Origin of the sequence: Bradyrhizobium sp. 956_D2_N1_4 (assembly GCF_052076025.1) — a bacterium.
GTDB classification, from domain to species: domain Bacteria; phylum Pseudomonadota; class Alphaproteobacteria; order Rhizobiales; family Xanthobacteraceae; genus Bradyrhizobium; species Bradyrhizobium barranii.
Map to the genome: position 1 here is coordinate 5,696,354 of NZ_CP197237.1, position 24,484 is coordinate 5,720,837.

Annotated in this window: 26 protein-coding genes and 1 other RNA gene; 9 read left to right on the forward strand and 18 right to left on the reverse strand. The window is 64.2% G+C overall.

Going from position 1 to position 24,484, the window contains the following annotated elements:
* Nucleotides 1–6: 6 nt before the first annotated feature.
* The 3 genes from AB7535_RS26980 to miaA form a co-directional block, all read right to left on the reverse strand.
* On the reverse strand, nucleotides 7–978 hold the full coding sequence (locus tag AB7535_RS26980) for a threonine dehydratase (protein ID WP_085399725.1): 972 nt from the start codon (nucleotides 976–978) through the stop codon (nucleotides 7–9).
* A gap of 4 nt (nucleotides 979–982) precedes the next feature.
* Nucleotides 983–2,758: an acetolactate synthase 3 large subunit gene (locus tag AB7535_RS26985; RefSeq protein WP_063981624.1), complete on the reverse strand. Its 1,776-nt coding sequence runs from the start codon at nucleotides 2,756–2,758 to the stop codon at nucleotides 983–985.
* Between the two features lie 329 nt (nucleotides 2,759–3,087).
* The gene (gene miaA / locus AB7535_RS26990; RefSeq protein WP_085399726.1) at nucleotides 3,088–4,044 is read right to left on the reverse strand and encodes a tRNA (adenosine(37)-N6)-dimethylallyltransferase MiaA; all 957 of its coding nucleotides are present in this window, start codon (nucleotides 4,042–4,044) and stop codon (nucleotides 3,088–3,090) included.
* An 11-nt stretch (nucleotides 4,045–4,055) separates the two neighbouring features.
* Here miaA and serB point away from each other — a divergent pair, with 11 nt between their 5' ends.
* Entirely contained in the window at nucleotides 4,056–4,961 is a 906-nt protein-coding gene (gene serB / locus AB7535_RS26995) for a phosphoserine phosphatase SerB (RefSeq protein ID WP_085399727.1), read from the forward strand.
* A 144-nt stretch (nucleotides 4,962–5,105) separates the two neighbouring features.
* Here serB and AB7535_RS27000 read toward each other — a convergent pair whose 3' ends face one another.
* From AB7535_RS27000 to AB7535_RS27055, 12 genes are all read right to left on the reverse strand, one after another.
* Nucleotides 5,106–6,611, reverse strand: a complete 1,506-nt coding sequence (locus AB7535_RS27000) for a Do family serine endopeptidase (protein ID WP_071910517.1) — start codon at nucleotides 6,609–6,611, stop codon at nucleotides 5,106–5,108.
* A 157-nt stretch (nucleotides 6,612–6,768) separates the two neighbouring features.
* Nucleotides 6,769–6,975 carry a DUF2065 domain-containing protein gene (locus AB7535_RS27005; RefSeq protein WP_025038031.1) on the reverse strand — a complete coding sequence of 69 codons (207 nt, stop codon included), beginning with the start codon at nucleotides 6,973–6,975 and terminating at the stop codon, nucleotides 6,769–6,771.
* 71 nt (nucleotides 6,976–7,046) lie between these two features.
* Entirely contained in the window at nucleotides 7,047–7,943 is an 897-nt protein-coding gene (hflC, locus tag AB7535_RS27010; RefSeq protein ID WP_063981620.1) for a protease modulator HflC, read from the reverse strand.
* Entirely contained in the window at nucleotides 7,940–9,076 is a 1,137-nt protein-coding gene (gene hflK, locus AB7535_RS27015) for an FtsH protease activity modulator HflK (protein WP_063981619.1), read from the reverse strand. The genes hflC and hflK overlap by 4 nt, the downstream gene beginning before the upstream one ends.
* A gap of 154 nt (nucleotides 9,077–9,230) precedes the next feature.
* Entirely contained in the window at nucleotides 9,231–9,740 is a 510-nt protein-coding gene (locus AB7535_RS27020; protein ID WP_085399728.1) for a dihydrofolate reductase, read from the reverse strand.
* The gene (locus tag AB7535_RS27025) at nucleotides 9,740–10,225 is read right to left on the reverse strand and encodes a GNAT family N-acetyltransferase (RefSeq protein ID WP_085399729.1); all 486 of its coding nucleotides are present in this window, start codon (nucleotides 10,223–10,225) and stop codon (nucleotides 9,740–9,742) included. The genes AB7535_RS27020 and AB7535_RS27025 overlap by 1 nt, the downstream gene beginning before the upstream one ends.
* 5 nt (nucleotides 10,226–10,230) lie before the next feature.
* A complete protein-coding gene (locus AB7535_RS27030) occupies nucleotides 10,231–11,025 on the reverse strand; it encodes a thymidylate synthase (protein WP_439037381.1) in 795 nt (264 codons plus the stop codon).
* Between the two features lie 170 nt (nucleotides 11,026–11,195).
* Nucleotides 11,196–12,176: a tripartite tricarboxylate transporter substrate binding protein BugD gene (locus AB7535_RS27035; RefSeq protein ID WP_071910509.1), complete on the reverse strand. Its 981-nt coding sequence runs from the start codon at nucleotides 12,174–12,176 to the stop codon at nucleotides 11,196–11,198.
* A gap of 135 nt (nucleotides 12,177–12,311) precedes the next feature.
* Nucleotides 12,312–13,826: a tripartite tricarboxylate transporter permease gene (locus AB7535_RS27040; protein ID WP_085399731.1), complete on the reverse strand. Its 1,515-nt coding sequence runs from the start codon at nucleotides 13,824–13,826 to the stop codon at nucleotides 12,312–12,314.
* Nucleotides 13,827–13,833: 7 nt separating this feature from the next.
* Nucleotides 13,834–14,595 (reverse strand): tripartite tricarboxylate transporter TctB family protein, encoded by a 762-nt coding sequence (locus AB7535_RS27045; protein ID WP_063981615.1) that lies wholly within the window; start codon nucleotides 14,593–14,595, stop codon nucleotides 13,834–13,836.
* 94 nt (nucleotides 14,596–14,689) lie between these two features.
* A complete protein-coding gene (locus tag AB7535_RS27050) occupies nucleotides 14,690–15,220 on the reverse strand; it encodes a chromate transporter (RefSeq protein ID WP_063981614.1) in 531 nt (176 codons plus the stop codon).
* Nucleotides 15,217–15,846, reverse strand: a complete 630-nt coding sequence (locus tag AB7535_RS27055; RefSeq protein WP_085399732.1) for a chromate transporter — start codon at nucleotides 15,844–15,846, stop codon at nucleotides 15,217–15,219. The genes AB7535_RS27050 and AB7535_RS27055 overlap by 4 nt, the downstream gene beginning before the upstream one ends.
* A gap of 96 nt (nucleotides 15,847–15,942) precedes the next feature.
* Here AB7535_RS27055 and ssrA point away from each other — a divergent pair.
* From ssrA to feoB, 7 genes are all read left to right on the forward strand, one after another.
* Nucleotides 15,943–16,307: a transfer-messenger RNA gene (gene ssrA, locus AB7535_RS27060) on the forward strand.
* 114 nt (nucleotides 16,308–16,421) lie between these two features.
* On the forward strand, nucleotides 16,422–16,940 hold the full coding sequence (locus AB7535_RS27065) for an SspB family protein (RefSeq protein WP_085399733.1): 519 nt from the start codon (nucleotides 16,422–16,424) through the stop codon (nucleotides 16,938–16,940).
* 89 nt (nucleotides 16,941–17,029) lie between these two features.
* The gene (fumC, locus tag AB7535_RS27070) at nucleotides 17,030–18,478 is read left to right on the forward strand and encodes a class II fumarate hydratase (RefSeq protein ID WP_028156440.1); all 1,449 of its coding nucleotides are present in this window, start codon (nucleotides 17,030–17,032) and stop codon (nucleotides 18,476–18,478) included.
* 278 nt (nucleotides 18,479–18,756) lie between these two features.
* Entirely contained in the window at nucleotides 18,757–18,945 is a 189-nt protein-coding gene (locus AB7535_RS27075; protein WP_063981611.1) for a DUF4169 family protein, read from the forward strand.
* Nucleotides 18,942–19,196, forward strand: coding sequence for a ribbon-helix-helix domain-containing protein (locus tag AB7535_RS27080; protein ID WP_014493044.1), 255 nt, complete (start codon nucleotides 18,942–18,944; stop codon nucleotides 19,194–19,196). The genes AB7535_RS27075 and AB7535_RS27080 overlap by 4 nt, the downstream gene beginning before the upstream one ends.
* A gap of 115 nt (nucleotides 19,197–19,311) precedes the next feature.
* Nucleotides 19,312–19,587 (forward strand): FeoA family protein, encoded by a 276-nt coding sequence (locus tag AB7535_RS27085; RefSeq protein ID WP_014493043.1) that lies wholly within the window; start codon nucleotides 19,312–19,314, stop codon nucleotides 19,585–19,587.
* A 23-nt stretch (nucleotides 19,588–19,610) separates the two neighbouring features.
* Complete coding sequence (gene feoB / locus AB7535_RS27090) at nucleotides 19,611–21,482, forward strand: ferrous iron transporter B (protein ID WP_085399734.1); 1,872 nt, start codon at nucleotides 19,611–19,613, stop codon at nucleotides 21,480–21,482.
* A gap of 197 nt (nucleotides 21,483–21,679) precedes the next feature.
* Here the strand turns inward: feoB and AB7535_RS27095 are convergent, their stop codons facing one another.
* Nucleotides 21,680–21,967 (reverse strand): DUF3551 domain-containing protein, encoded by a 288-nt coding sequence (locus AB7535_RS27095; protein ID WP_080586562.1) that lies wholly within the window; start codon nucleotides 21,965–21,967, stop codon nucleotides 21,680–21,682.
* A gap of 505 nt (nucleotides 21,968–22,472) precedes the next feature.
* Between AB7535_RS27095 and AB7535_RS27100 the strand changes: the two genes are divergently transcribed.
* Nucleotides 22,473–23,096: a helix-turn-helix domain-containing protein gene (locus AB7535_RS27100; protein ID WP_244623079.1), complete on the forward strand. Its 624-nt coding sequence runs from the start codon at nucleotides 22,473–22,475 to the stop codon at nucleotides 23,094–23,096.
* Between the two features lie 94 nt (nucleotides 23,097–23,190).
* Here AB7535_RS27100 and AB7535_RS27105 read toward each other — a convergent pair whose 3' ends face one another.
* Together AB7535_RS27105 and AB7535_RS27110 are read right to left on the reverse strand one after the other, a co-directional pair.
* Nucleotides 23,191–23,946 (reverse strand): outer membrane protein, encoded by a 756-nt coding sequence (locus tag AB7535_RS27105; protein WP_085399736.1) that lies wholly within the window; start codon nucleotides 23,944–23,946, stop codon nucleotides 23,191–23,193.
* Nucleotides 23,947–24,108: 162 nt separating this feature from the next.
* Nucleotides 24,109–24,375, reverse strand: a complete 267-nt coding sequence (locus tag AB7535_RS27110) for a hypothetical protein (protein ID WP_063981607.1) — start codon at nucleotides 24,373–24,375, stop codon at nucleotides 24,109–24,111.
* Between the last annotated feature and the right edge of the window lie 109 nt (nucleotides 24,376–24,484).

A 24,484-nucleotide genomic window follows, 5' to 3' on the forward strand; every position in this document is an offset into this window, starting at 1 on the left:
TCTCCGTCACGCCATCGCTGGCGCCTCTGCCCCGACCCAACTGCGGAACAGATCGAAATCGATATTGCCGCCGGACAGCACGAGACCGACGCGCTTGCCTGACAGCTTGGTCTTTTCCTGAAGCGCCGCGGCGAGCGCGGCGGCGCCGGCGCCTTCGGCGAGATTGTGCGTGTCGGTCCAGTAGGCGCGGATCGCGGCGGCGACCTCGTCGTCGGAAATCTGCACGATGCGCGCGGCACCCTTGCGGATCAGCGCGAACGCGTCTGCGTCGGGAATGCGCGTTGCCATGCCGTCGGCCAGCGTGTTGCTGGTCTTCGTCGTCACGACCTTGCCGGCCGCGAACGACAGCGCGTAGGACGGCGCTTCGGTCGACTGCACGCCGACGATCTCGGTCTTCAGGCCGAGCAGGTCACGCGCCATGATGCAGCCGGAGATGCCAGAGCCCTGCCCGATCGGCACATAGAGAACATCGAGATCCGGCGCCGTCCGGAACAGTTCGAGCGCATAGGTGGCGACGCCGAGCACGAGATCCGGATGGAACGACGGCACCATGTGCAGGCCGGTAAATTGGGCGCGCCGCTGCGCCTCTTCGGCGGCCGCCTGAAAGTCCTCGCCATGCTCGACGAGCTCGGCGCCAAACGCCTTCATCGCGCGGTTCTTCTCGACCGAGTTGCCGCGCGGCACGTAAATCACTGCCGGCACGCCGTGACGGCTCGCGGCAAAGGCCAGGCTCTGGCCGTGATTGCCGCGCGTCGCCGAGATGATGCCCGGAATGTTCGGCCGCTCGCGCTTCAGCCGTTCGAGATAGACGAGACCCCCGCGCACCTTGAAGGCGCCGATCGGCGTGTGGTTCTCGTGCTTGACGATGACCTGCGTCCCGAGGCGCTCGGCGAGCAGCGGCCAGCCGCGTGCCGGCGTCGCCGGCACCGCCTGCCCCACGATCGCATGTGCGCGCTCGAGCTCCGTCAGGTCGAACATGACGTCACACCAGCGCCTTGCCGCCGGCGAACGCCTTTGCCGTGGCTTCGTCGTTGGCCTGCTCGGGCAACAGCATCTCGTTGTGCGCCTTGCCGGAGGGGATCATCGGGAAGCAGTTTTCGAGCGCCGCGACGCGGCAGTCGAACAGCACCGGACGCTTGACCGAGATCATCTCCTGGATGGCGCCGTCGAGATCAGAGGGCTTGTGCACCTGGATGCCGACGCCGCCATAGGCTTCGGCGAGCTTGACGAAATCCGGCAACGCCTCCGAATAGGAATGCGATAGCCGGTTGCCGTGCAGCAGCTGCTGCCATTGCCGCACCATGCCCATGTACTGGTTGTTCAGGATGAAGATCTTGATCGGCAATTCGTACTGAACCGCCGTCGACATCTCCTGCATCGTCATCTGCACCGAGGCATCGCCCGCGATGTCGATGACGAGGCTGTCGGGATGGGCAACCTGCACGCCGACCGCGGCCGGCAGGCCGTAGCCCATGGTGCCGAGACCACCGGACGTCATCCAGCGATGCGGCTCCTCGAAGCCGAAGAACTGCGCCGCCCACATCTGGTGCTGGCCGACTTCCGTCGTGATGTAAGTGTCCTTGCCGCGTGTCGCCTCGAACAGGCTCTGGATCGCGTGCTGCGGCAGGATCACGTCGTTGCTCTTCTTGTAATAGAGCGAGTTGCGGGCGCGCCACTGCGCGATCTGCTGCCACCAGGCTTTGATGTCGGGCTTCTTCGCTTCCGCCTTGAACACCTGGAGGATGTCGCCGAGGATGTTGCCGCAGTCGCCGATGATCGGCACGTCGACACGGATGTTCTTGTTGATCGAGGACGGATCGATGTCGATGTGGATCTTCTTCGAGCCCGGCGAGAACGCATCGACGCGGCCGGTGATGCGGTCGTCGAAGCGCGCGCCGACGCACAGCATGACGTCGCAATCATGCATGGTCATGTTGGCTTCATAGGTGCCGTGCATGCCGAGCATGCCGAGCCAGTTCTTGCCCGACGCCGGATAGGCACCCAGGCCCATCAGCGTGGAGGTGATCGGGAAGCCGGTGACCTCGACCAGCTCGCGCAGGAGCTTGGTCGCCTCGGGGCCGGAATTGATCACGCCGCCACCGCTGTAGATCACCGGGCGCTTGGCATTGGCGAGCAGCGACACGGCCTTGCGGATCTGCGTCGCGTCGCCCTTCACGCGCGGCGCGTACGAGCGGTGCACGTCCGACTTGCGCGGCGGATGATAGGTGCCGGTCGCGAACTGCACGTCCTTGGGCACGTCGACGAGCACCGGGCCGGGACGGCCGGAGGTCGCGACATAGAAGGCCTCGTGCAGCACCTTGGCGAGATCGTTGACGTCACGCACCAGCCAATTGTGCTTGGTGCAGGGCCGCGTGATGCCGACCGTGTCGCACTCCTGGAACGCGTCGTTGCCGATCAGATGCGTCGGCACCTGGCCGGAGATGCAGACCAGCGGAATCGAGTCCATCAGCGCGTCGGTCAGCGGCGTCACCATGTTGGTGGCGCCGGGACCGGAGGTCACCAGCGCAACGCCCGGCTTGCCGGTCGAGCGCGCATAGCCCTCGGCGGCGTGGCCCGCGCCCTGCTCGTGCCGGACCAGGATGTGCTGGACCTCGCTCTGCTGGAAGATCTCGTCATAGATCGGAAGCACGGCGCCACCGGGATAGCCGAAAATGTCGGTCACGCCATGATCGATGAGCGCGCGAACGATCATCGCGGCGCCGGTCATCTGGTTCGGATCGTGGCTCTTGTCGCTCATTGTCTTGCTCCGGATGCGCTGTTGTCAGCGGCTTCGTTCGTGTCGGGTTCGGGAAATAAAAAAGGCCCCGAAGAGGGCCCATGCACACCGCCTGTCTTGTGGATGGCAGCTAGCCACCCCCGGCGGTGTGCCTGGGTACGACGGCGATAAGGAGTTTGGTAATAATGTTACGCATGGCAGGTGCCCGGCTTCCCAAAGGTTGCGCGAAACATAACGGTCAAAGCCCGGATGTCAAGGCAATGCGACCGTTCCCGCGCGATTTTGGCAATGTAGCGGTGTTCCCAGGGTTCGGCGAGAGGTAAATTCGGGAACCCGGGTACAAAAGCGCGTCAGCGGAGGTCCCGCTCCGCATTCACGATGGCGGCAAGCCACCCCCTCGCCTCCTCCGGCTTCACCCATTCGAACTCGGGCAGTTGGTGCCGGAACCAGGTGAATTGCCGCTTGGCGTAGTGGCGGGTGTCGGCGCGACCGATCGTGGCCGCCTCGTCCAGGCCGATCTCACCGCGCAGATGCCGGATCAGGGCCGGCACGCCATGGGCTTTCATCGCCGGCAGCAGCGGATCGAGATGTCTGGCGGCGAGCCACTCCACCTCCCTCAACGCGCCGGCACCGAGCATGGCATCGAAACGGGCATCGATGCGGGCATAGAGCTCGTCGCGCTCGGGGGCGAGAAACACCGCGCGAAAACTGTCCTTGGGCAGCAGCGGCGGCTGGCCTTCATGGTGCCAGTCGAGCAGCGAACGGCCCGTCGCTTCGACCACTTCGAGCGCGCGCGCGATCCGGGTGCGGTCGCGCAGGTTCAATCGTTCGGCGGCGCGCGGATCACGGCGTGCAAGTTCCTCATGCAGCGCCTCGACGCCGTTCCGCTCCAGCCGCGCGCGCACGTCCTCACGTATTTCGGCGGGAATAGGCGGCACCACGGAGAGGCCCGCCGTCAGCGCCTTGAAATAAAGGCCCGTGCCGCCGATGAAGATCGGCAGGCGGCCTTCGGCTTTCGCCTCGTCCAGCGCCTTCGTCGCGTCGACCACCCATGCGCCGGCCGAGAAATTCACGGCCGCATCGACGTGGCCGTAGAGACGGTGCGGCGCGCGTCCTTCCTCGCCATGTGTGGGGCGCGCGGTGATGATGCGGAGGTCACGATAGACCTGCATGGAATCGGCATTGATGACGATTCCGCCCGTACTCAGGGCAAGCTCGAGCGCCAGCGCCGACTTGCCGCTGGCGGTCGGGCCTGCGATAAGCACGGCCTTGCCAACATGTCTTCTGCTGACTTGTCCCTCGCTCACGAAAACCTCAAATGTCCCTCGTCGCCACGCTGATCTGCAATCCCGACAATCCCGCGCTCGACAGCACCATCGTCGACGGCGCCCGCGCCGTGCTGCCCCAGGCGCAACCTGCGCACTGGCTGTTTGACGGGGTTGCGGTCGACATTCCCTTCGGCGCGCAGGATAACCTCCAAGGCGACCGTCACGCCATCGAACAGCGGTTGCGCGAGCTTCGCGGCGACCTTCCCATCGACATCGTGGTGCAGCCAGTCGGCTTCCGGCGCAAGAAGCTTTTTCTCGCCGACATGGATTCCACCATGATCGGCCAGGAATGCATCGACGAGCTCGCCGATCTCGTCGGAATGAAGGCCCACGTGGCGGCGATTACGGAACGCGCGATGCGCGGCGAGATCGAGTTCGAGCCAGCGCTGCGCGAGCGCGTCGCGCTGCTGAAGGACCTTCCCGCCAGCGTGGTCGACGAGGTGCTGGCCAAGCGCATCACGTTGACGCCGGGCGGCCGCGAACTGGTCGCGACCATGCGCGCCCACGGCGCCTATACCTGTCTCGTCTCCGGCGGCTTCACGCTGTTCACGCGCGCGGTCGCCGCCAAGATCGGCTTCCAGGAGAACCGCGCCAACGAGCTCGTCGTCCGCGACGGCAAGTTCACCGGCGAGGTCAAGGAGCCGATTTTGGGCCGCGCGGCAAAGCTCGCGACGCTGGTGGATCTGATGGAGTCGTTCGATCTCGACGACATCGACTCGGTCGTGGTCGGCGATGGCGCCAACGATCTCGCGATGATCCAGGCGGCGGGCCTGGGCGTGGCGTATCACGCCAAGCCAGCGGTCGCGGCTGCGGCTGCCGCGCGGATCGACCATGGCGATCTCACCGCGCTGCTCTATGCTCAGGGGTATCGGCGGGACGAGTTCGTGGAGGCTTAGCCTCTCCCGTCGTCAGCACTTGCGGCACGCCCAGCGGCCGTAGGGTGGGCAAAGGCGCTTGCGCCGTGCCCACCACTCTTGTCGCGATGGTGGAAAGATGGTGGGCACGCTTCGCTTTGCCCACCCTACTGGATTGTGCGGCGACTACTGCACGCTCAACGCCACAAACCGCAGCTCGCCGTCGGCGTTGGAGACGAGCAGCAGCACAGACTTCTTGCCGTCCTTCTTGAGCTGGTCGACCCGCTTCTGGATGTCGGCGCCGCTGGAGACGGCCTCCTGCGCGACCTCGACGATGACGTCGCCGGCGGAGAGGCGCTTCTCGGCAGCATCCGAATTGGCGTCGACATTGGTGACGACCACGCCCTTGACGCTGTCCTTGATCTTGTAGCGCGTGCGCAAATCCTTGCTGAGCGCGGCAAGATCGAGACCGAGCGCCTTCTGCGTCACCGGCTTCTCGGGCGCCGGCTCGTCGGTCTTGACCGCGGCCTGCACCTTGTCGGGATCCTGGAGACGGCCGAGCGTGACCTTCTTGGTCTCCTCCTGGCCCTTGCGGATGATGACGACATCGACTTCCTTGCCGACCGCCGTGTCGGCGACGACGCGGGAGAGATCCTTGGGATCCTTGACGTCCTTGCCGTCGAACTTGACGACGACGTCGCCGGGCTCGATGCCGGCGGGCTTGGCCGGGCCCTTGTCATCGACGCCGGCGACCAGCGCGCCGCGCGCGGGCTTGATGTTGAGGCTCTCGGCGATCTCGTCGGTGACGCTCTGGATGCGCACGCCGAGCCAGCCGCGGCGCAGTTCGCCGAACTGGCGGAGCTGATCGACCACGGCGACAACCGTCTTCGAGGGCACGGCAAAGCCGATGCCGATCGAGCCGCCGGAGGGCGAGATGATCAGCGTGTTGACGCCGATGACGTCGCCATCGAGGTTGAACAGCGGACCGCCGGAATTGCCGCGGTTGATGGAAGCGTCGGTCTGGATATAGCTGTCATACGGCCCCGAGGAGATGTCGCGGTTCTTGGCCGAGACGATACCGGCCGTCACCGTGCCGCCGAGGCTGAACGGATTGCCAATCGCGATCACCCAGTCGCCGAGGCGCAACTTGTCGGAGTCGCCGAACTTTACCGCCACCAGCGGCTTCGGCGGCTTGATCTTCAGCACGGCGAGGTCGGTCTTCTTGTCGACGCCAACCAGGTCGGCCTTGATCTTGGTGCCGTCGTTGAGGATGACGTTGATCTCGTCGGCGTCCGCGATGACGTGGTTGTTGGTGACGACGACGCCAGCGGTGTCGATGATGAAGCCGGAGCCGAGCGAGTTGGTCTTGCGGGGCGGGTTGTCACCGCGCTCGCCGCCCTTGCTGCCGCCGCCGGGGCCGCGGCGGTTCTTGAAGAAGTCGTCGAAGAACTCCTCGAAGGGCGAGCCGGGCGGCAGTTGCGGCATGGTGTTGCTGCCGCCGCCGCCGCCCTTGGCTTCGACGGTCTGCGAGGTCGAGATGTTGACGACCGCGTCGATCACCTTCTCGGCGACGTCGGCGATCCCGTCCGGGCCACGCGCAAGGGCCGGCGTGCCGAACGCGCTGAATGCACTGACGGCGAGCGCGGCCAGCCCTAAGCGCAAGCGGGTCGGGGCAATGGTGGCAGCGGTCATTGGTATCTCCAGAGAAAAGGATCAGGCGCCAAGGATTCGCCCCCAAGACTGCGCTCGAACGGGGGGACGGCGCAAGCGCGGAGCTTAACGGGCCTCAAGACCCGGATAATACGGCGAAAACCAGTCTCTCGCCTTCACTTTGGCGTTGGCGTGACGCCTAAATCGGACGGCGCATAACCCAGATCAAGACCAGGCCGGCCACGGCCGAACCGATCCCAACCGCCCGCAGGATATTGTCCGGCGTGGCGATGGCGCTTTTCATGGCCTTGCGCATCCAGTTCGGACTTGCCGCGAACATCAAGCCTTCCAGCACGAACAGGATGCCTAAGCCGATGAGGAAGTCGGCGAACGCAATGGACCTCATCGGAATGGAACCTCCCGTAGTGCTGTTCTTGTCTGGACGAAGGGCGGCAGAACTGCCGCCCTCTGTCTAGCTCACGGCTTCGCCGGCGTCTCGGTTGCCGTCTTGCCGGACGGGTTACCAAAGAACCGGAAGAAATCCGAGTCCGGCCGCAGCAGGAAGCGGGTGTCGTTCGCGCGCAGCCCGTTCTCATAGGCCGTCATCGACCGGTAGAAGGCGAAGAAGTCGGCGTCCTTGCCGTAGGCTTCCGCGAACAGGCGGTTGCGCTCGGCGTCGCCGACGCCGCGGATCTGCTCGGCCTGCGATTTGGCTTCCGCCTCGATCACGGTCGCCTCGCGGTCGGCCTTGGAGCGGATCTCCTGTGCCTTCTGGCCGCCCTGCGCACGGAACTCGGCGGCTTCGCGCTCGCGCTCGGTCTTCATGCGCTGGTAGACCGCCTGGCTGTTCTGCTCCGGCAGGTCGGCGCGGCGGATCCGGACGTCGACGACCTGGATACCGTAGCCGTCGGCCTCGCGATCGAGCTGGTCGCGGATGCGCTGCATCAGCTTCTCGCGGTCGTCGCGCACCACGTTGATGAAGGTGACCTCGCCGAGCACGCGGCGCAGCGCCGCGTTCAGGAGCGTGGTGAGCTGGATGTTGGCGGCCTGGATCGAGCCGACGCTCTGGTAGAAGCGCAGCGCGTCCTTGATGCGGTAACGCGCGAAGGCGTCGACCACGAGCCGCTTCTGGTCGGACGCGATCGCTTCCTGCGACGGGTTCTCCAGATCGAGGATCCGCTTGTCGATGTTGATCACCGAATTCCACGGCGCCTTGAAGTGCAGGCCGGGCGCGGTGACGACGTCGACGGGACGGCCGAACTGCAGCACGATGGTCTGCTCGGTCTGTTGCACCGTGAACAGCGACATGTAGCCGACGATCACGACGAGCAGGAGGGCGAGCAGCGTGACGATACCTGTGACCGGAGACCTCATCGGTTGCCTCCGCTCGACTGCTGACCGGTGGTAGGCGGCCGCTTGGTCGTCAACTCACTGAGCGGCAGATAGGGCACAACGCCCTGGCCCGAGGGGCCGCCGTCATAGACGAGCTTGTCGGCGCCGCCGAGCACGCGCTCCATCGTCTCAAGATAGATCCGTTCACGCGTCACGTCGGGCGCCTTCTTGTATTCCTCGTAAACCTTCAGGAAGCGCGAGCTCTGGCCCTTGGCCTCGGCGACCGTCTGCTCCCTGTAGCCTTCGGCGGCCTGCGTGATCTGCGCCGCACGTCCGCGTGCCTGCGGCACGACCTGGTTGGCGTAGGTCTGCGCCTCGTTCTGCAACTGCTCGAGATTGGCGCGCGCCGCCTGGACGTCGCGGAACGCGTCGATCACCTGCGCCGGCGGGTCGACCTTCTGCATCTGCACCTGGCTGATGAGAATACCGGCGCCGTAGCTGTCCAAGGTCCTCTGGATCAACTCCTGCACGCCCTGTTCGGTAACGTTGCGCGCACCGGTCAGGATCGGCTGGATCTGCGAGCGGCCGATCACCTCGCGCATCGCGCTCTCGGAGACCGCCTTCACGGTGCCTTCGGGATTCTGGATGTTGAAGAGGAAGTCGCCGACGCCGTCCGGCTTGATGCGCCAGAGCACGGTGAAGTCGACGTCGACGATATTCTCGTCGCCGGTCAGCATCAGGCTCTCTTCCGGCACGTCACGAATGGAGCGGCCGCGTCGTGCCGGATCGTCGATCAGCGTCATGCCTATGGAGATCGTGTTGACGCGCAACGCCTTCGGCAGCAGCACGGTTTCGATCGGATAGGGCAGATGATAGTTCAGACCCGGCTGCACGGTGCGGACATGCTTGCCGAAGCGCAGCACGACGCCGAGCTCTTCGGATTGCACCCGGAAGAAGCCCGACAGCAGCCAGAACGCGATGATGAGCAGGACGATCAGCGTGATGCCGATGCCGGAGAAATAGCCGCCCGGCATGATCTGCTGGAGGCGGTCCTGGCCGCGCCGCAGAAGGTCTTCCAGATCCGGCGGCCTTGGCCCGACCGGTTGCGGGCCGTTGCCCCATGGTCCCTTCGGACCCGAGCCCCATGGGCCACCGCCCTGATTCTTCCACGGCATTCGACGCTCTCCTCGGCAGGGTGAAAATCGCCCCCGCCCGCTTTGTCCGGTCCGGCTTTATAGGGGACAGGCAAGTCCCTTACAACGCGGCCCGGGCTGTCCTTCGAGCTATGCTCGGGCACGAAAAAGTCAATGTAAACATTGACGAATGCGGTTAATTGCCCGCCCGCCGACGATATGTCACATAGGAGTAGTCGGCGCTGTCGTCGGGGCCGGCAGGATGCCGGATGCGCCCAACCTCATCCCACTCTGCCTTGTCGATGTCGAAATGCGTGTCGCCTTCGGGACGCGCATGCACTTCGGTGATTTCGAGGCGATCGGCGCGATCGAGCCATTGCCGATAGATCTCGGCGCCACCGATCACCGCGATCTCGGCGACCGAACGCCGCAGGGCATCGCCAAGCGCAACCGCGCCCGCATCGGCAGCCGATGTCGTGACGATGGCGCCATTGGCGCGATAATCCGCATCGCGCGTGATGACGATGTTGGTACGGCCAGGAAGCGGCCGGCGCAGGGTTTCGAAGGTCTTGCGGCCCATGATCACGGGCTTGCCGATCGTGAGCGCCTTGAAGCGCGCCATGTCGGATTTCAATCGCCACGGGAACCCGTTGCCGGCGCCGATGACGCCGTTCTCCGCGATCGCGACGACGAAGATGATCTCCATCAGGACGCGCTCCCTGCAAGTCGTGTCAGCGCGGGGCCGGTGACGCGGCACAGCGTCCAGTCGTCCATCATGACGGCGCCGAGCGATTTGTAGAACGCGATCGACGGCGCATTCCAGTCGAGCACCGCCCATTGCAGCCGCGACCAGCCGTTGTCGACGCACTCCCTGGCGAGATAGACCAGCAGCGCCTTGCCAAGGCCCTTGCCCCGATGCGACGGCCGCACATAGAGATCTTCGAGATAGATGCCGTGACGGCCGCTGAAAGTGGAGAAATTGACGAACCAGACCGCAAAGCCGACCGGCTCGCCGTTCCACTCGGCAATCGCGCAATAGAGCTGCGGACGCTCGCCCAACAGCGCTTCCGCAATCATCGCCTCGGTCGCCTCGACTTCGTGCGAAAGCTTTTCGTATTCGGCAAGCTCGCGGATGAGAGCAAGAACCAGCCCGGCTTCACCGGCGCGCACGCGGCGGATGGTCAACGACATCTGCGCTAGACCGCGACTTCCGCCTTGATGTGCGGATGCGGATCGTAGCCGACGAGCTCGAAATCCTCGTAACGGAAGGAGAAGATGTCCTTCACATCAGGATTGATCCGCATCACCGGCAGCGTCCGCGGCGCACGCGTGAGCTGGAGCTTCGCCTGCTCCAGGTGATTGGAATAAAGATGGGTGTCGCCGAGCGAATGCACGAAGTCGCCGGGCTTCAATCCCGTGACCTGCGCCACCATCATGGTGAGCAGCGCGTAGGAAGCGATATTGAAGGGCACGCCGAGGAAGACGTCGGCCGAGCGCTGATAGAGCTGGCACGACAATTTGCCGTTGGCGACATAGAACTGGAAAAGCAGGTGGCAGGGCGGCAGCGCCATCTTCTCGACGTCGGCGGGATTCCAGGCGGTGACGATCAGCCGGCGAGAATCCGGGGTGCGCTTGATCATGTCGATGACATTGGCGATCTGGTCGATGCTGTGCCCGTCGGCCGTGGGCCAGGAACGCCATTGATGGCCATAGACCGGCCCGAGATCGCCATTGGCATCGGCCCACTCGTCCCAGATGGTGACGCCGTTGTCGCGCAGATATTTGATGTTGGTGTCGCCCTTCAGGAACCACAACAGCTCATGCACGATCGCCTTCAGCGGCAGCCGCTTGGTGGTCAGCATCGGGAAGCCGGCAGACAGGTTGAAGCGCATCTGATGGCCGAACACCGACAGCGTGCCGATGCCGGTCCGGTCGGTCTTCTCGGCGCCGTCTGAAAGAATCCGCTCGAGCAGGTCCTGATACTGGTGCATGTGCCATTGAGCCTTTGGGGAGGCGGCGAACTTAACGGCGCGCCCCGCGCTACGACAGCAGCGATTCGCTGTTTAACCCCATTATACCCCGAAAAGTGACTGTTCCCGGTGCAAACAACAAGGGGCGGAACTTGCGTCCCGCCCCTCGCCTATCGGCTTGAAAGTGCTCGTTAAGTTGCCGGCTTGAGCACCGGGGTCCACTTCGCGATCTCGTTCTTGACGAGGGTCGCCAGCGCCTCCGGCGTCCGGTCCTTGGGACCCGGAATGACGCTACCGAGCTCGAGCAGGCGCTTCTTCACGGTCTCGTCGTCGAGCGCCTTGATGGCGGCGGCATTCAGGCTCGCAATGATCGCGGGCGAAGTTCCCTTCGGCGCGAACATCGCGTTCCAGGCCTGGGCCTGGAACGCAGGCAGGCCGGCCTCCGCCGTGGTCGGCACGTTCGGCAGCGACGGATTGCGCTCGGCCGTCGCGATCGCATAGGCCTTGATGGTGCCGGCATTGATCTGCGGCACCGCATTGACGATCTGGTCGCACATGTAGTCGACCTGTCCGGCCACCAGCGCATTCATCGCGGGGCCCGTGCCGTTGAAGGGCACGCCGACCGGCTTGATGTCGAGGATCGAGTGCAGGAGCTCGCAGGAGACGTGCGAGACCGAGCCGACGCCGGCATGCGCGGCATTGACCTTCTCGGCGTTCGCTTTCACGTAGGCGACGAACTCCTTGAGGTCTTTCGGCGGAAAGTCCTTGCGCGCCAGGATCAGGATCGGCGTGCCCGCGAGCAGCGCGACCGGCTCAAAATCCTTTTCGGGATGGTAGGCGAGTTTCGGATAGAGCGGCACGGAGGCGGCATGCGTGCCCATATGCCCGGTAATGAGCGTATAGCCGTCATTGGCCGCGCGCGCAGCGCGCGTGGTCGCGGTGGTGCCGCCGGCGCCGACCACGTTCTCGATGATGATGCTCTGTCCGAGCGTCTGCGCCATGTGCCCGGTGACGATGCGCGAAATCACGTCGGTCGGTCCGCCGGCCGCGAACGGCACGATCATGGTGATGCTGCGCGTCGGATAGGTCTGCGCCTCCGCCGGTGCGACAAAGCCGCACAACGATGCGAACGCTGCGGCACATGCGCCCGCAAGCGCGCGAATGGAAGTCATCTCGATCCCCTCGGACGTAAAACAAAAATGCCGGCCACAGGGCCGGCATTTTCATTTCACGAAGCGGTCACACAAGTCGATTCGACTTCCGAATGCGGCGTGCGGACGCAGGGCGCCGCGACGACGCAGGCGCGGTCAGTTCTCGGATTCGGTGAACACCTCGTCGCGCTTGGCGCGCAGCACGGGCAGGACCGTGAGGATCAGCAGAAACGCCGCGATCGCCAACAGCACCGCCGACAACGGACGCGTCAGGAACACGCTCCAGTCGCCGCGCGAGATCAGAAGCGCACGACGCAGGTTCTCTTCCATCAGCGGTCCGAGCACCATGCCGAGCAGCAGCGGCGCCGGCTCGAAATCGTGCTTGATCAGCCAGTAGCCGACCAGACCGAAGACGCCCGCGAGAATGACGTCGACCGGTGCGTTGTTCACCGAGTAAATGCCGATCGCGCAGAAGATCACGATCGAGGGGAACATCAGCCGGTAAGGCACGCGCAGCAGCCGCACCCAGATTCCGACGAGCGGCAGGTTGATGATGATCAGCATCAGATTGCCGATCCACATCGAGGCGATCATGCCCCAGACCAGATCCGGCTGCTTCTGCATGACCTGCGGGCCCGGCACGATGCCGTGGATGGTCATCGCGCCGACCATCAGCGCCATCACCGCGTTCGGCGGGATGCCGAGCGTCAGCAGCGGAATGAACGATGTCTGCGCCGCAGCGTTGTTGGCGCTTTCCGGCCCCGCCACGCCCTCGATCGCGCCGCGGCCAAACCGCGACGGGTTCTTGGCGAGCTTCTTCTCGAGCGTATAGGCCGCAAACGACGCGATGACCGCGCCGCCGCCGGGCAGGATGCCGAGGATCGAGCCGAGCACCGTGCCGCGCAGGATCGCAGGCGCCGAATCGACCAGGTCTTTCCTGGTCGGCATCAGGCCGGTGATCTTCTGCTGCACCAGATCGCGGTTCATCTCGGCGCCGGCGTCGAGGTTACGGATGATCTCGGCGAAGCCGAACACACCCATCGCTACCGTCGCGAAGCCGAGGCCGTCGGCGAGCTCCGGAATGTTGAAGGCCATGCGCGAGGCGCCGGTCTCGATGTCCGAGCCGACGATCGAGAGCAGCAGGCCGAACACGATCATCGCGATCGCCTTCAGCACCGAGCCTTTGGCCAGCACCACCGCGAAGATCAGGCCGAGCACCATCAGCGAGAAATACTCGGCCGGACCGAACGCCAGCGCGAGCTTCGTGAGCGGCGCGCCGAGGACGGCGATCAAAACGGTCGCAACGCAGCCGGCGAAGAACGAGCCGATCGCGGCGATCGCCAGCGCCGGGCCGGCACGGCCCTGCTTGGCCATCTGGTGGCCGTCGATGGCGGTGACGACCGATGTCGCCTCACCGGGTATGTTGACCAGGATCGACGTCGTCGAGCCGCCATACTGGGCGCCGTAATAGATGCCGGCGAGCATGATCAGCGCGCCGACCGGCGGCAGGCCGAAAGTGATCGGCAGCAGCATCGCGACCGTCGCGATGGTGCCGATGCCCGGCAACACGCCGACCAGCGTGCCCACGAGGGCACCAATCAGGCACATCAGCAGGTTGATCGGAGAGAACGCGACGGCAAAACCGTGAGCGAGGTTGGCAAAGAGCTCCATTACACCCTCACTGAACCAGGAAACGCGGGAACATCGGCATCGGCAACCCGAGCACGTACGGGAACAGGATTGCGCAGCCGAGCGTCAGGCAGGCGCCGACGATGGCGGCCTCCAGCCAGCGCGTCTCATGCGAGCCCAGCGCCGCAATCATGAAGCTCACGAAGGCCGTGACCACGAGGCCGAGTGGCCGGATCGCCAGCGCGAAAAACAGGATCGCGACCATCACGAACAGAGGCCCGCGCCAGGAATAATGGGCCATCGCCGGCCCATCGGTCAAAAGGCCGGTCAAGGCGATGCCGGCCGACAAGGCCACCAGCAATCCACCGAACATCCGCGGCGCCGTGCCGGCGCCGAAGGAGAAGCCGCGCATGCCCTGCAGATCGCTCGACGCCCACAGCGCGAACAGGGCGAGCGCCATCAGGATGACGCCGCCGACATAGTCCTGCGCCGACCGGATCGTCATGAACAGCGTGAGGATCGCCACTGCAAACAGTGGATAGGAATAGATCAGGGCCAGCAGCACATCGGATGATGCCTTCTTGGTGCCGGCACCGAACGATCCGAATATGGCACTGGGCGCGCCGGCGAGCAGCGCCGTCGCATGGCCGGTTACGACCTGCAGTGGGCCGCGCCCGGCACCCCAGCCGAAGATCGTCCCGATCGACCAGATGAATTCGAAAATCTGCGGCGCGATCGCCAGCAGGCAGAAGCCGATCGCCACCGAGGTGTTTCGGGTGGCAGTCGCCGAGTGGCCCATCGTGTCGGCCATGCTTGTCTCCTCCGCGACTCCTAAGTCACGAGCACTGTTGTTCTAATCGGCTGGAAAAGGATCCCCCGCCCGGATCACTGCCTAGCGATTTTCATTACACAATGCCAGCAAAACCAATCAGGCCTCCGGCGAGCAGAAGCCAGAGTGGATTGATGCGCGAGACGGACGCGAGCACTGCAACCGCCGCGGTCAGAAGCAGCGCAGCAAAGGTGCGATCGGTCGACTGGGCCAGGATCAGGGCGCTGGCTGCCATCAATCCAATCGATAGCGGAACCAGTGCAGTCTGAATCAAGGCGGGCCAGCGCGATTGGCTGGGCCGGCTCAGCAGACGGCTGACATAATAGGCAAGCAGCGCCGTCGGCAGGCACATCGCCAGCGTCGCCGCCAGCGCGCCGGGGATGCCGGCGACGGCATAGCCGATTAACGTGACGATAAGTACGTTCGGACCTGGCGAGAGCTGTGCGATCGCATAGGCGTCGGCGAACTGCTTCTCGGTCATCCAGTGATGCACGTCGACTGCGATGCGGTGCATCTCCGGCACCGCCGCCGCAGCGCCGCCGACTGCGAACAACGACATTAGACCAAAGGTGGAGATCAGCGCCCAGATCGGGTTTTCGCTGTTCATACTGCTACCTTCCGCCGCACCCAATATGTGACGCCGATACTGATGGGAATCGCGACCAGCAGCACCGCCTGGAGCGGCAGGCGAAGCACGCCGATCGCAACGAACACGCCGAGCATGAGAATGAGCACGACGACGTCCATCCGCTTGAGCAATGGCATCATCATGCGGAAGACCACCGCGATCAGCAGCCCGACCGCCGCGCAGGAGATGCCCGCGAGGATCCGGCGCAGCACCTCCACATCGCCGAACCGGGCGTAGATGATCGCAAGCACGGTCATGATCACCGTCGGCGGCAGCAACAGCCCGGTAAAGGCGGCAACGCCGCCGGCGATGCCGCGCAGCCGCGACCCGAACACCATCGACAGGTTCACGATGTTGGGCCCGGGCAGGAAATGGCAGAGCGCAAAGGTCTCGTTGAACTCGTCCGCCGTCATCCAGCGGTGCTGATCGACAATGGCGTGGCGGGCAAACACCAGGACCCCGCCAAAGCCGGCCAACGACATCCGGGCGAAGGCCAGGAACAACGCGACGAGGCCGGGCGGAGGAGCGTGGGCGGCTGGATGGTCCGGCTCTTGATCTGGCTCTTGATCCGGCTCTTGGGCGGCCGGTGCTGAATCCGTGGACATGTCAGGAGCTTAGAACGCTGGCCGTCCCAGGGCCAAGATCATACCGAGGCCCGCCCGGGACCTATCCAAAGGGAACCGTGGGATCGCCGCTCGAAACACCTGTCATTTGAAACCTTTGCCCCCTATATTGGGGGTGCCGGTTCGCCGGCTATGGAAATAAACGGTCGTCGCAATAAACCATTCGGACCCGGGGGCGGTACCCGGCGCCTCCACCAAAGCCCACCAGCGGGCTCACCCAGAGCGGGCTTTGGCGGGGGCGAAATAGGATCGACGAGGGCGTAAAGGGCGTTCTTTTTCTCGGTATTGTTCCGCCGTTATCGGGCTATGCAATAGTTGCCAACGACAACTTTGCTCCGGTTGCTCAGGCTGCGTAACGCAGTTTGAAAGACCATTCTGAAGTCCTAACGGGTTAAGCTCCGTTAGGCGGGGTTCGGAGGCACCTGGCAACAGAAGCCTCCACTTACCTCTTATTTCCTTTCCGGCGGGGACTCCTGCTGACCCGTCAGGCGCGGTACTATTGCGGCTTGGCGAGTCGGGCCGGCAGGGCCCAACTCCTGGAATGCAACAGGACCACCATGGCGACCGATCATATCCGATACGATGTGCTGGCCCGCGACGCGCTGCGCGGCGTGCTGCGGAAGGTGCTGACCGATGCCGCGTCCCATGGACTGCCGGGCGAGCACCATTTCTTCATCACCTTCATGTCGAAGGCCGAGGGCGTGAAGCTGTCGTCGCGGCTCCTGGCGCAATATCCGGAAGAGATGACGATCATCCTCCAGCACCAGTTCTGGGATCTGACCGTGCTTGAGGACCGCTTCGAGGTCGGCCTGTCCTTCGGCGGCATTCCGGAGCGGCTGATCGTGCCGTTCAGCGCGATCAAGAGCTTCCTCGATCCGTCCGTGAAGTTCGGCCTCCAGTTCGACACCTCCGATGTCGCCGAGGTCTCGCCCGAGACATTGCCGGCCGCTCCCGCGCCGTCGGCCGTCGCGGTGCCCGCACCTGCCAGTGAACCGGCGGAAAGCGCCGAGGAGCCGACCGCCCCGAACCAGGGCGGCGCTGAGGTGGTGCGGCTCGATCGTTTCCGCAAGAAATGATCTAGGTTGGACCCGAAACGGTCGCGCCCGGCCAAACTGCCGATATAGAAGAGCACATGAAGAGGCTGCGCGGAATTCCGCGCCGCAGAATGGATGTGCTCATGGCCAAGACTGCTCGCTCGAAGACTGCTCGCTCGAAGACTGCCCGCCCCGCCAGCCGCACCGAGACCGACAGTTTCGGTCCCATCGAGGTCCCCGCCGATCGCTATTGGGGGGCGCAGACCGAACGCTCGCGCCAGAATTTCCGCATCGGCATCGACCGCATGCCGATCGAGCTCGTGCATGCGCTCGGGATCGTCAAGCTCGCCGCCGCACAATCCAACCTCGCGCTCGGCCTGCTCGACCAGCGCCGGGCCAATGCCATCATCCGCGCCGCGCGCGAGGTGATCGAGGGCAAGCTGGACGATCATTTCCCGCTGGTCGTGTGGCAGACCGGCTCGGGCACGCAGAGCAACATGAACCTCAACGAGGTCATCGCCAACCGCGCCAATGAGCTGCTCGGCGGCGAGCTCGGCGCCAAGAAGCCGGTGCATCCCAACGATCACGTCAACATGAGCCAGTCGTCGAACGACTCGTTCCCGACCGCGATGCACATCGCGGCCGCAAGCCGCATCAATGCCGATCTCGTCCCTGCCCTCGGCGAGCTGTTGCGCGCGCTCCGCAAGAAGGAGAAAGAGTTCGCAAAAATCGTCAAGATCGGGCGGACACACACCCAGGACGCGACGCCGCTGACGCTCGGCCAGGAATTTTCCGGCTACGCCGCGCAGGTCGAAAGCGGCATCGCCCGCCTCAAGGTCGCGGTGAAGGACCTCTATCCGCTGGCCCAGGGCGGCACCGCCGTCGGCACCGGCCTCAACTCCAAGCCGCGCTTCGCAAGACTGTTCGCAAAGCACGTTACCGGGATTACGAAGCTGCCCTTCACCAGCGCCGCCAACAAATTCGAGGCGCTGGCCTCGAACGACGCCTATGTGCTGGCGCACGGCGCCATCAATTCCGTCGCGACAGGCCTGTTCAAGATCGCCAACGACATCCGCCTGCTCGGATCGGGCCCGCGCTCGGGCCTCGGCGAGCTGATCCTGCCGGAGAACGAGCCGGGCTCCTCGATCATGCCCGGCAAGGTCAACCCGACGCAGTGCGAAGCGATGACGATGGTGTGCTGCCAGGTGTTCGGCAATCACACTGCGATCACAGTCGCCGGCAGCCAGGGCCATTTCGAGCTCAACGTCTACAAGCCCGTGCTCGCCTACAACATGCTGCACTCGATCCGGCTGATGGCGGACGCCGCGCGCTCCTTCACCGAACATTGCGTCAGCGGCATCCGTGCCGACGAAAAGCGCATCAGGGAGCTGATGCAGCGCTCGCTGATGCTGGTGACCGCGCTCGCCCCGAAGATCGGCTATGACAACGCCGCCAAGGTGGCGAAGACCGCGCATGCCAACGGCACCACGCTGAAGGAGGAGGCGCTGCGGCTCGGCTTCGTCTCAGCCGACGAGTTCGACCGGCTGGTGCAGCCGGAGAAAATGACGCGGCCTGGATGAATTCCGAATTCCGATAGTCATCCGTAATGATACGGTGCCCTGGGGCTCATAAATATAAGGCCTAAGGGCCGGGATTTGATTACCGTCAATGTTGTGGCGAGGCGGCGTGCTACGCAGGCCTCTCTGCCCTTTGACGGGGCTAATTCATCGTTTGATGGCCCGAGGGGCCAATTGACGAGGACGAGCGAATGGCGATCAAGTCTCATAGGGCGCAACACGGCACCCAGTTTCTGAATGTTTCATCCTGCCAGAAGAGGAGCGGATGATGGAGACGCGGCATGGGGAACGTCATCAACCTGAATCGTTTCAGGAAGCGCGCCGAGCGGGAAGCCACGGCGAAGCAGGCGGACGTCAACCGGGCGAAGTTCGGCCGCACGAAGGCGGAGCGGTCGGCGGAGGAGACGCGCGCGGACCAGGCGAAGGCGCATCTGGACCAGCATCAGATCGATCGCGAGGATCAGTCATGAAGTCGCCCGTGGTGAAACGGTCGATCGTGGTCGCCGGCCACAAGACCAGCGTCAGCCTGGAAGAGGCGTTCTGGAACGGCATGAAGGAGATCTCGGGCCTGCGCAACATGACGCTGTCCGAGCTGGTCGGCGAGATCGACGGCAACCGCCAGCAGGGCAATCTGTCCTCGGCGATCCGCCTGTTCGTCCTCGACTACTTCAAGAGCCGCGCCATGGCCGCCATCCAGCCGGAAAAGGTCCCGGCCCAGTAGCCGTTGGGCGTCCTCCAACGGCGCCTCACGGTTCTGCACTTTAAAATCACTCTAAGGTGCAGTTTCAGCCGACCCGCGCGCTTGACCTCACTGCCCTGCGTTGAAAATACAGGGCATGACCGACACCAATGACACGCGTTCGCGGATGCCGCTGGGCCTGGCCCAGCGCGGCTATATCGGCGTCATCCAACACCTTTCTGCCGGGGATGCCGGCTCGGCGCTCTCGGACATCGAGCTCGAGAGCCGGCTGATCGAGCTCGGCTTCGTCGAGGGCGCCCGGGTCGAGGTCCTGCACGAGGGCCTGGTCGGGCGCGACCCGATCGCCGTCCGTGTCGACAACATCACGATCGCGGTCCGCCGTCGTGAAGCCATGGCCATCATTGTCGCCTAGATAGCGACCGGAAATCTGATCCCATGGAAGCTCCTCTGCTGCATCTCGCCCTGGTGGGCACGCCGAACAGCGGCAAGACGTCGCTGTTCAACGCGCTGACCGGCAGCCGACAGAAGGTCGCGAACTATCCCGGCGTCACCGTCGAGCGCAAGGAAGGCTTCTTCGTTACGCCCCTGGGACGCCAGGTCTCGGTGGTCGACCTCCCCGGCACCTACTCGCTGCGCGGCCGCAGCCCGGACGAGGAGATCACCCGCGACTTCGTGCTCGGCAAGGCGTCCGGCGAGACCGTGCCCGACCTCGTGCTGTGCGTGGCCGACTCGACCAATCTGCGCCTGACCATCCGCCTGCTGCTGGAGCTGAAGCGCACCGGCCGGCCGATGATCCTCGTGCTCAACATGTTCGACATCGCGAGCCGGCGCGGCATCACCGTCGACGTGGAGCGGCTCGCCAAGGAGCTCGGCGTGCCCGTGGTCACCTCGATCGCGGTGCGCAAGAGCGGCACGGCCGACCTGTTGGCGCTGACGGACGAGATCTCGGCGAAACTCGCCGCGGAGCCGCGGGAGAACAGCTGGCGCGCGCTCAGCGTCGCCGAGCTGCGCGCCACCCAGCGCGAGGCCGACCGCATCATCGCCGACTGCGTCAGCCTGCCAAGCCGGCCCGACACCTGGACCGCGCGGATCGATGCCGTTGTGCTGCATCCGGTCGGCGGCCTGATCGTGCTCGCTCTCATCCTGTTCGTGATGTTCCAGGCGGTGTTCGCCTGGGCGCAGCCGCTGATGGACCTGCTCAACAACGGCTTCGACGCGCTCGGCGAATTCGTGCACGCCACCCTGCCCGCCGGCCTGCTGCAGAGCTTCCTTCAGAACGGCGTGATCTCAGGCGTCGGCAGCGTCATCGTGTTCCTGCCGCAGATCATCATCATCTTCCTGTTCATCCTGCTGCTGGAAGACTTCGGCTACATGGCGCGCGCCGCGTTCCTGATGGACCGCATCATGGGCGGCGCCGGCCTGCACGGCCGCGCCTTCATTCCGCTGCTGTCGAGCTTTGCCTGCGCCATTCCCGGCATCATGGCGACGCGCGTGATCGACAACAAGCGCGACCGGCTGACCACGATCCTGATCGCGCCGCTGATGACCTGCTCGGCGCGCATTCCCGTCTATACGCTGATCATCTCGGCCTTCATTCCGGCCAGGGACGTCTGGGGCTTCATTAACCTCCAGGGCCTCGTGATGTTCGGCCTCTACGCCGCCGGCATCACCAGCGCGCTGGTCGTCTCGTTCCTGATCAAATTCTTCATGCTGCGCGACTATGCGCCGGCGCCGTTCATGCTGGAGCTGCCGGACTACAAGATGCCGCGGCTGAAATCGATCGCGATCGGCGTCTACACGCGGGCGAAAATGTTCCTGCACCGCGCCGGCACCACGATCTTCTCGATGATGGTGCTGATCTGGTTTCTGGCCTCGTTCCCGCAGCCGCCCGCGGGCGCCACCGAGCCGGCGATCGACTTCAGCCTGGCCGCGATCATCGGCAAGGCGCTCGAGCCCCTGCTCGCCCCCGTCGGCTTCAACTGGCAGATCGCGGTCGCGCTGATCCCGGGCATGGCGGCGCGCGAGGTCGCGGTCGCAGCCCTCGGCACCGTCTATGCGATCGAAGGCGGCAAGGAAGCGGCCGAGCAGATCGGCCAGGTGTTGGCGACGAAATGGTCGCTCGCGACCGCGCTGTCGATGCTGGCCTGGTACATCTTCGCCCCGCAATGCGCATCCACGCTCGCCGTGATCCGGCGCGAGACCGGAAGCTGGACCTGGATGGCCGTGACCTTCTTCTACATGCTGGTGCTCGCCTATGCCGCGAGCCTCCTGACCTACAACGTCGCGGTCGCGTTAGGGGCGGGATAAGGCCCCCTCAAACCAAAACTGCGAAAACAACCCCATGCACAGTAGACGTGGGTTGTGAAATCAATGGCTTACGCATTTGCAAAAACCACCCGGGCCAAGGACTAATGCGCGCCGGTTGCACCGTCGGGCAAAACACTGGCACAATGGTATCGTCGAAGAATTGCCAAGACCGGGATCAGGATCGGGATAGAGATCCGCTAGCGCGGATACCACTGACCGCGAGGGTCATACTGATGCGCGAAGGCGTAGCTCGGATTGACGCCGCAATAGGCACTGATCCCTGAAGCGGTTGCCATGCACTGCTCATAGGTCGCGAATTGGCAATTGCCTGGGTATCCCCAGATCCGCCCCTGCAAGCAGTAGCTATTAGGAACACCCGGGGCGACGTTGCCATGGCGATACTGGCGTTCGGCCGCGGACGAGATCGAGGCTGCCGACACCAGAATTGAGCTAACCGATAGAATTGCGAAAAGCAGGCGGGTCATCTTCATCTCCTGATTTAAGTTCCGTCGGATGCTGCGCGCCAACCTGCCTTCTGGCTGCGAACATCAAACCCAATTGGGCGCGCGCGGTCCCAACGAAAATCAACGGATCTAAGGCAGGGGGCACGAGGCCGCACACACGAATGCGGCTGCTGCCGCAGTAAGTCGTCTTGCATCCATAGTTGTCTCCGTGAGCTGGTGAAGTCCAGCCATCGAAGCATGGAAACCTTACGAGGCCTCACGTTGCGCTAGATCAAGGCGGCGTATCGCGACATGCCAAACCTCGTCCTGTCCGTTGGTACAATGAACCTTAGGACGATAGTCACTCGTCCCGCTTTCGAACAAGCTCGATATCAGGAACAACAAGAGCCGCGCGACACTGTCCCCGTTTCAGCACATGCTCCGCGACTGACGAACCCGATCGCTATGAGATTGAGGAGTTGGTCCAATGCTGATGCACGCAACCCCGGTCTCCCTTCCCCGCCCGCATTCTCTTAGCGAACTCGGAATGACCGCCGCCTCGAATCCGGTGGTCAGCCTGCGCGAATTCACCTACAGGCGCGACAGCGAGATCTACGGCGAGAAGGAGCCCGCCGAATACATCTACCAGGTCAAGTCAGGCACAGTACGAAGCTACAAGCTGCTGTCCGACGGGCGCCGGCAGATCAATGCGTTTCATGTTCCCGGCGACACCTTCGGGCTGACGAATGGCGGTGTCCATCGCTTCACGACGGAAGCGGTGACGGACACGACCGTGCGGCTGATCAGGCGGGAGAGCCTCGACGCTGTTGCCGGGAGCGACGGCACCTTGGCCGGAAGCCTGCTCCATATGACCACGACGAATCTCCGGCATGCCGAGGACCACATGCTGCTGCTTGGACGCAAGACGTCGCTGGAGCGGGTTGCTGCCTTTCTGATCGAAATGGACAGGCGGCTCACGGCCGCAGGCGTCCTCGCGCTGCCGATGTCGAGGCGTGACATCGCGGATTATCTCGGTATGACGCTCGAGACCGTCTCGCGATCTCTCTCGCATTTGCGCGCGCTTGGGATCCTCGGTTTCATCGACAAGAACCAGCGTCACATCGTGCTCTTGGACAGACAACAACTCGCCGGGTTCGACCGTCGGAACTGACGCCGGAAGCGGCGGACATCCTCGCGTTTTCGCGCTTCCCATGAAAAAGGCCCCGGTCCATGCCGGGGCCTGAAGTCACTGGGAAGACACAGGCTCAGTAGCGAGCACCATAACCAGCACCATAACCGCCGAAGCGATAGTTCACGCGAACCGTGACCATGTCGATATCCTGGGTGACACCGCTGCCGGTGAGGGTGAACCCACCGGGTGTGACCACGCCTGCGAAGGAGGTGTTGTCACGCCCCATCCAGAGGTGGTCGTATTCGACACCGACCGTCCAGTTCGGGCTGAAGCCATACTCCCAGCCGACACCCAGGGCACCGCCCCAGCGCGTGTGACCTGCCGAGGCGAGGCCGACGCCGGTGACATTGTTGAAGATGTCAAAGCGATTGCGCGTCACGGCGGCGCCGCCCTTCACGTAGAGCAGTGAGGCGTTCCATGCCCAACCGAGCTGAGCCGTGAACAGCCCGATCGCATCGGTCTTGCCCGTGGTCGAGATAAACGGATCGATCACGCTGACGCGTGTGTTCTTGATCTCGGCCCAATCACCCTGAGCTTCCAGGCCGAGCACGAACTGATTGGTCTGCCAGCGATACCCGATCTGTCCACCGACGAGGCCTCCGGAGCGATCGGCGCAACCACTTGCGACGTTGCCTGCGGGCGTTATCAAATCGACGCAACCGTGGCTCTGCCCCCAGCCTCCGTTGGCGCCGATGTAAAATCCGGTCCAGTTGTAAACCGCCACCACCGGTGCCGGCGGCGGCGCCTTGACGGCCATATCGGCCGCCATGGCCGGAGCCGCCATGCTCAGCGCCGCGAAGCCGATCGCCGCGATCGAAAGCTTTTTCATCGTTTCGTCCCCTTTGCTCAAATTTCTTTCGTCAGAAGCGAGCCCTAATGCAGGCTGGCGTGCATAAAGCTTGCGAACATCCTGAAGTTTACGCGCGAGGGGATTTTGGGCCCGTACCAAAATGGCAACACTCAAACGCCATCGCTATGCACAGAAGAGTGCTTAGTCAGTCTTTGAAGTGCCGTGCGCTCCAGCACCGTCCTGTTCGTCAGCAAGCCACGCGCCGATGCCGGAGGATGGGATCACCCGCTTCGGCAGGTGCGGGTTGATCGTGCCTGCAAAGACGGAAAGTCCCTCATCGCGCTTGGCGCGCGCAAACAGCTTGGCTTCATGCTCAGTCGCGAAGGTCTTCGTCTCGCGCGGACTTCGTTGTCTCGGCAGAACGCCTCGCCGTTGCACTTCGAAGGTGACGTACCAGGTCGGACTCATTGCGCACACCAACATGTCACCAGTCCCTGGACTCGCGTTGTGGTGCGGCTGTCATCCGCCTGTTTGATTCAGATCAAGCAGCGACTTGACTGCGAACGCTTGACGCGCC

Coding starts and splice junctions, on each gene's coding strand:
- AB7535_RS26980 (WP_085399725.1), bottom strand. CDS start 978: ATGTTCGACCTGACGGAGCTCGAGCGCGCACATGCGATCGTGGGGCAG.
- AB7535_RS26985 (WP_063981624.1), bottom strand. CDS start 2,758: ATGAGCGACAAGAGCCACGATCCGAACCAGATGACCGGCGCCGCGATG.
- serB (WP_085399727.1), top strand. CDS start 4,056: ATGTCCCTCGTCGCCACGCTGATCTGCAATCCCGACAATCCCGCGCTC.
- AB7535_RS27000 (WP_071910517.1), bottom strand. CDS start 6,611: ATGACCGCTGCCACCATTGCCCCGACCCGCTTGCGCTTAGGGCTGGCC.
- AB7535_RS27005 (WP_025038031.1), bottom strand. CDS start 6,975: ATGAGGTCCATTGCGTTCGCCGACTTCCTCATCGGCTTAGGCATCCTG.
- hflC (WP_063981620.1), bottom strand. CDS start 7,943: ATGAGGTCTCCGGTCACAGGTATCGTCACGCTGCTCGCCCTCCTGCTC.
- hflK (WP_063981619.1), bottom strand. CDS start 9,076: ATGCCGTGGAAGAATCAGGGCGGTGGCCCATGGGGCTCGGGTCCGAAG.
- AB7535_RS27020 (WP_085399728.1), bottom strand. CDS start 9,740: ATGGAGATCATCTTCGTCGTCGCGATCGCGGAGAACGGCGTCATCGGC.
- AB7535_RS27025 (WP_085399729.1), bottom strand. CDS start 10,225: ATGTCGTTGACCATCCGCCGCGTGCGCGCCGGTGAAGCCGGGCTGGTT.
- AB7535_RS27030 (WP_439037381.1), bottom strand. CDS start 11,025: ATGCACCAGTATCAGGACCTGCTCGAGCGGATTCTTTCAGACGGCGCC.
- AB7535_RS27035 (WP_071910509.1), bottom strand. CDS start 12,176: ATGACTTCCATTCGCGCGCTTGCGGGCGCATGTGCCGCAGCGTTCGCA.
- AB7535_RS27040 (WP_085399731.1), bottom strand. CDS start 13,826: ATGGAGCTCTTTGCCAACCTCGCTCACGGTTTTGCCGTCGCGTTCTCT.
- AB7535_RS27045 (WP_063981615.1), bottom strand. CDS start 14,595: ATGGCCGACACGATGGGCCACTCGGCGACTGCCACCCGAAACACCTCG.
- AB7535_RS27050 (WP_063981614.1), bottom strand. CDS start 15,220: ATGAACAGCGAAAACCCGATCTGGGCGCTGATCTCCACCTTTGGTCTA.
- AB7535_RS27055 (WP_085399732.1), bottom strand. CDS start 15,846: ATGTCCACGGATTCAGCACCGGCCGCCCAAGAGCCGGATCAAGAGCCA.
- AB7535_RS27065 (WP_085399733.1), top strand. CDS start 16,422: ATGGCGACCGATCATATCCGATACGATGTGCTGGCCCGCGACGCGCTG.
- fumC (WP_028156440.1), top strand. CDS start 17,030: ATGGATGTGCTCATGGCCAAGACTGCTCGCTCGAAGACTGCTCGCTCG.
- AB7535_RS27075 (WP_063981611.1), top strand. CDS start 18,757: ATGGGGAACGTCATCAACCTGAATCGTTTCAGGAAGCGCGCCGAGCGG.
- AB7535_RS27080 (WP_014493044.1), top strand. CDS start 18,942: ATGAAGTCGCCCGTGGTGAAACGGTCGATCGTGGTCGCCGGCCACAAG.
- AB7535_RS27085 (WP_014493043.1), top strand. CDS start 19,312: ATGACCGACACCAATGACACGCGTTCGCGGATGCCGCTGGGCCTGGCC.
- feoB (WP_085399734.1), top strand. CDS start 19,611: ATGGAAGCTCCTCTGCTGCATCTCGCCCTGGTGGGCACGCCGAACAGC.
- AB7535_RS27095 (WP_080586562.1), bottom strand. CDS start 21,967: ATGACCCGCCTGCTTTTCGCAATTCTATCGGTTAGCTCAATTCTGGTG.
- AB7535_RS27100 (WP_244623079.1), top strand. CDS start 22,473: ATGACCGCCGCCTCGAATCCGGTGGTCAGCCTGCGCGAATTCACCTAC.
- AB7535_RS27105 (WP_085399736.1), bottom strand. CDS start 23,946: ATGAAAAAGCTTTCGATCGCGGCGATCGGCTTCGCGGCGCTGAGCATG.
- AB7535_RS27110 (WP_063981607.1), bottom strand. CDS start 24,375: ATGAGTCCGACCTGGTACGTCACCTTCGAAGTGCAACGGCGAGGCGTT.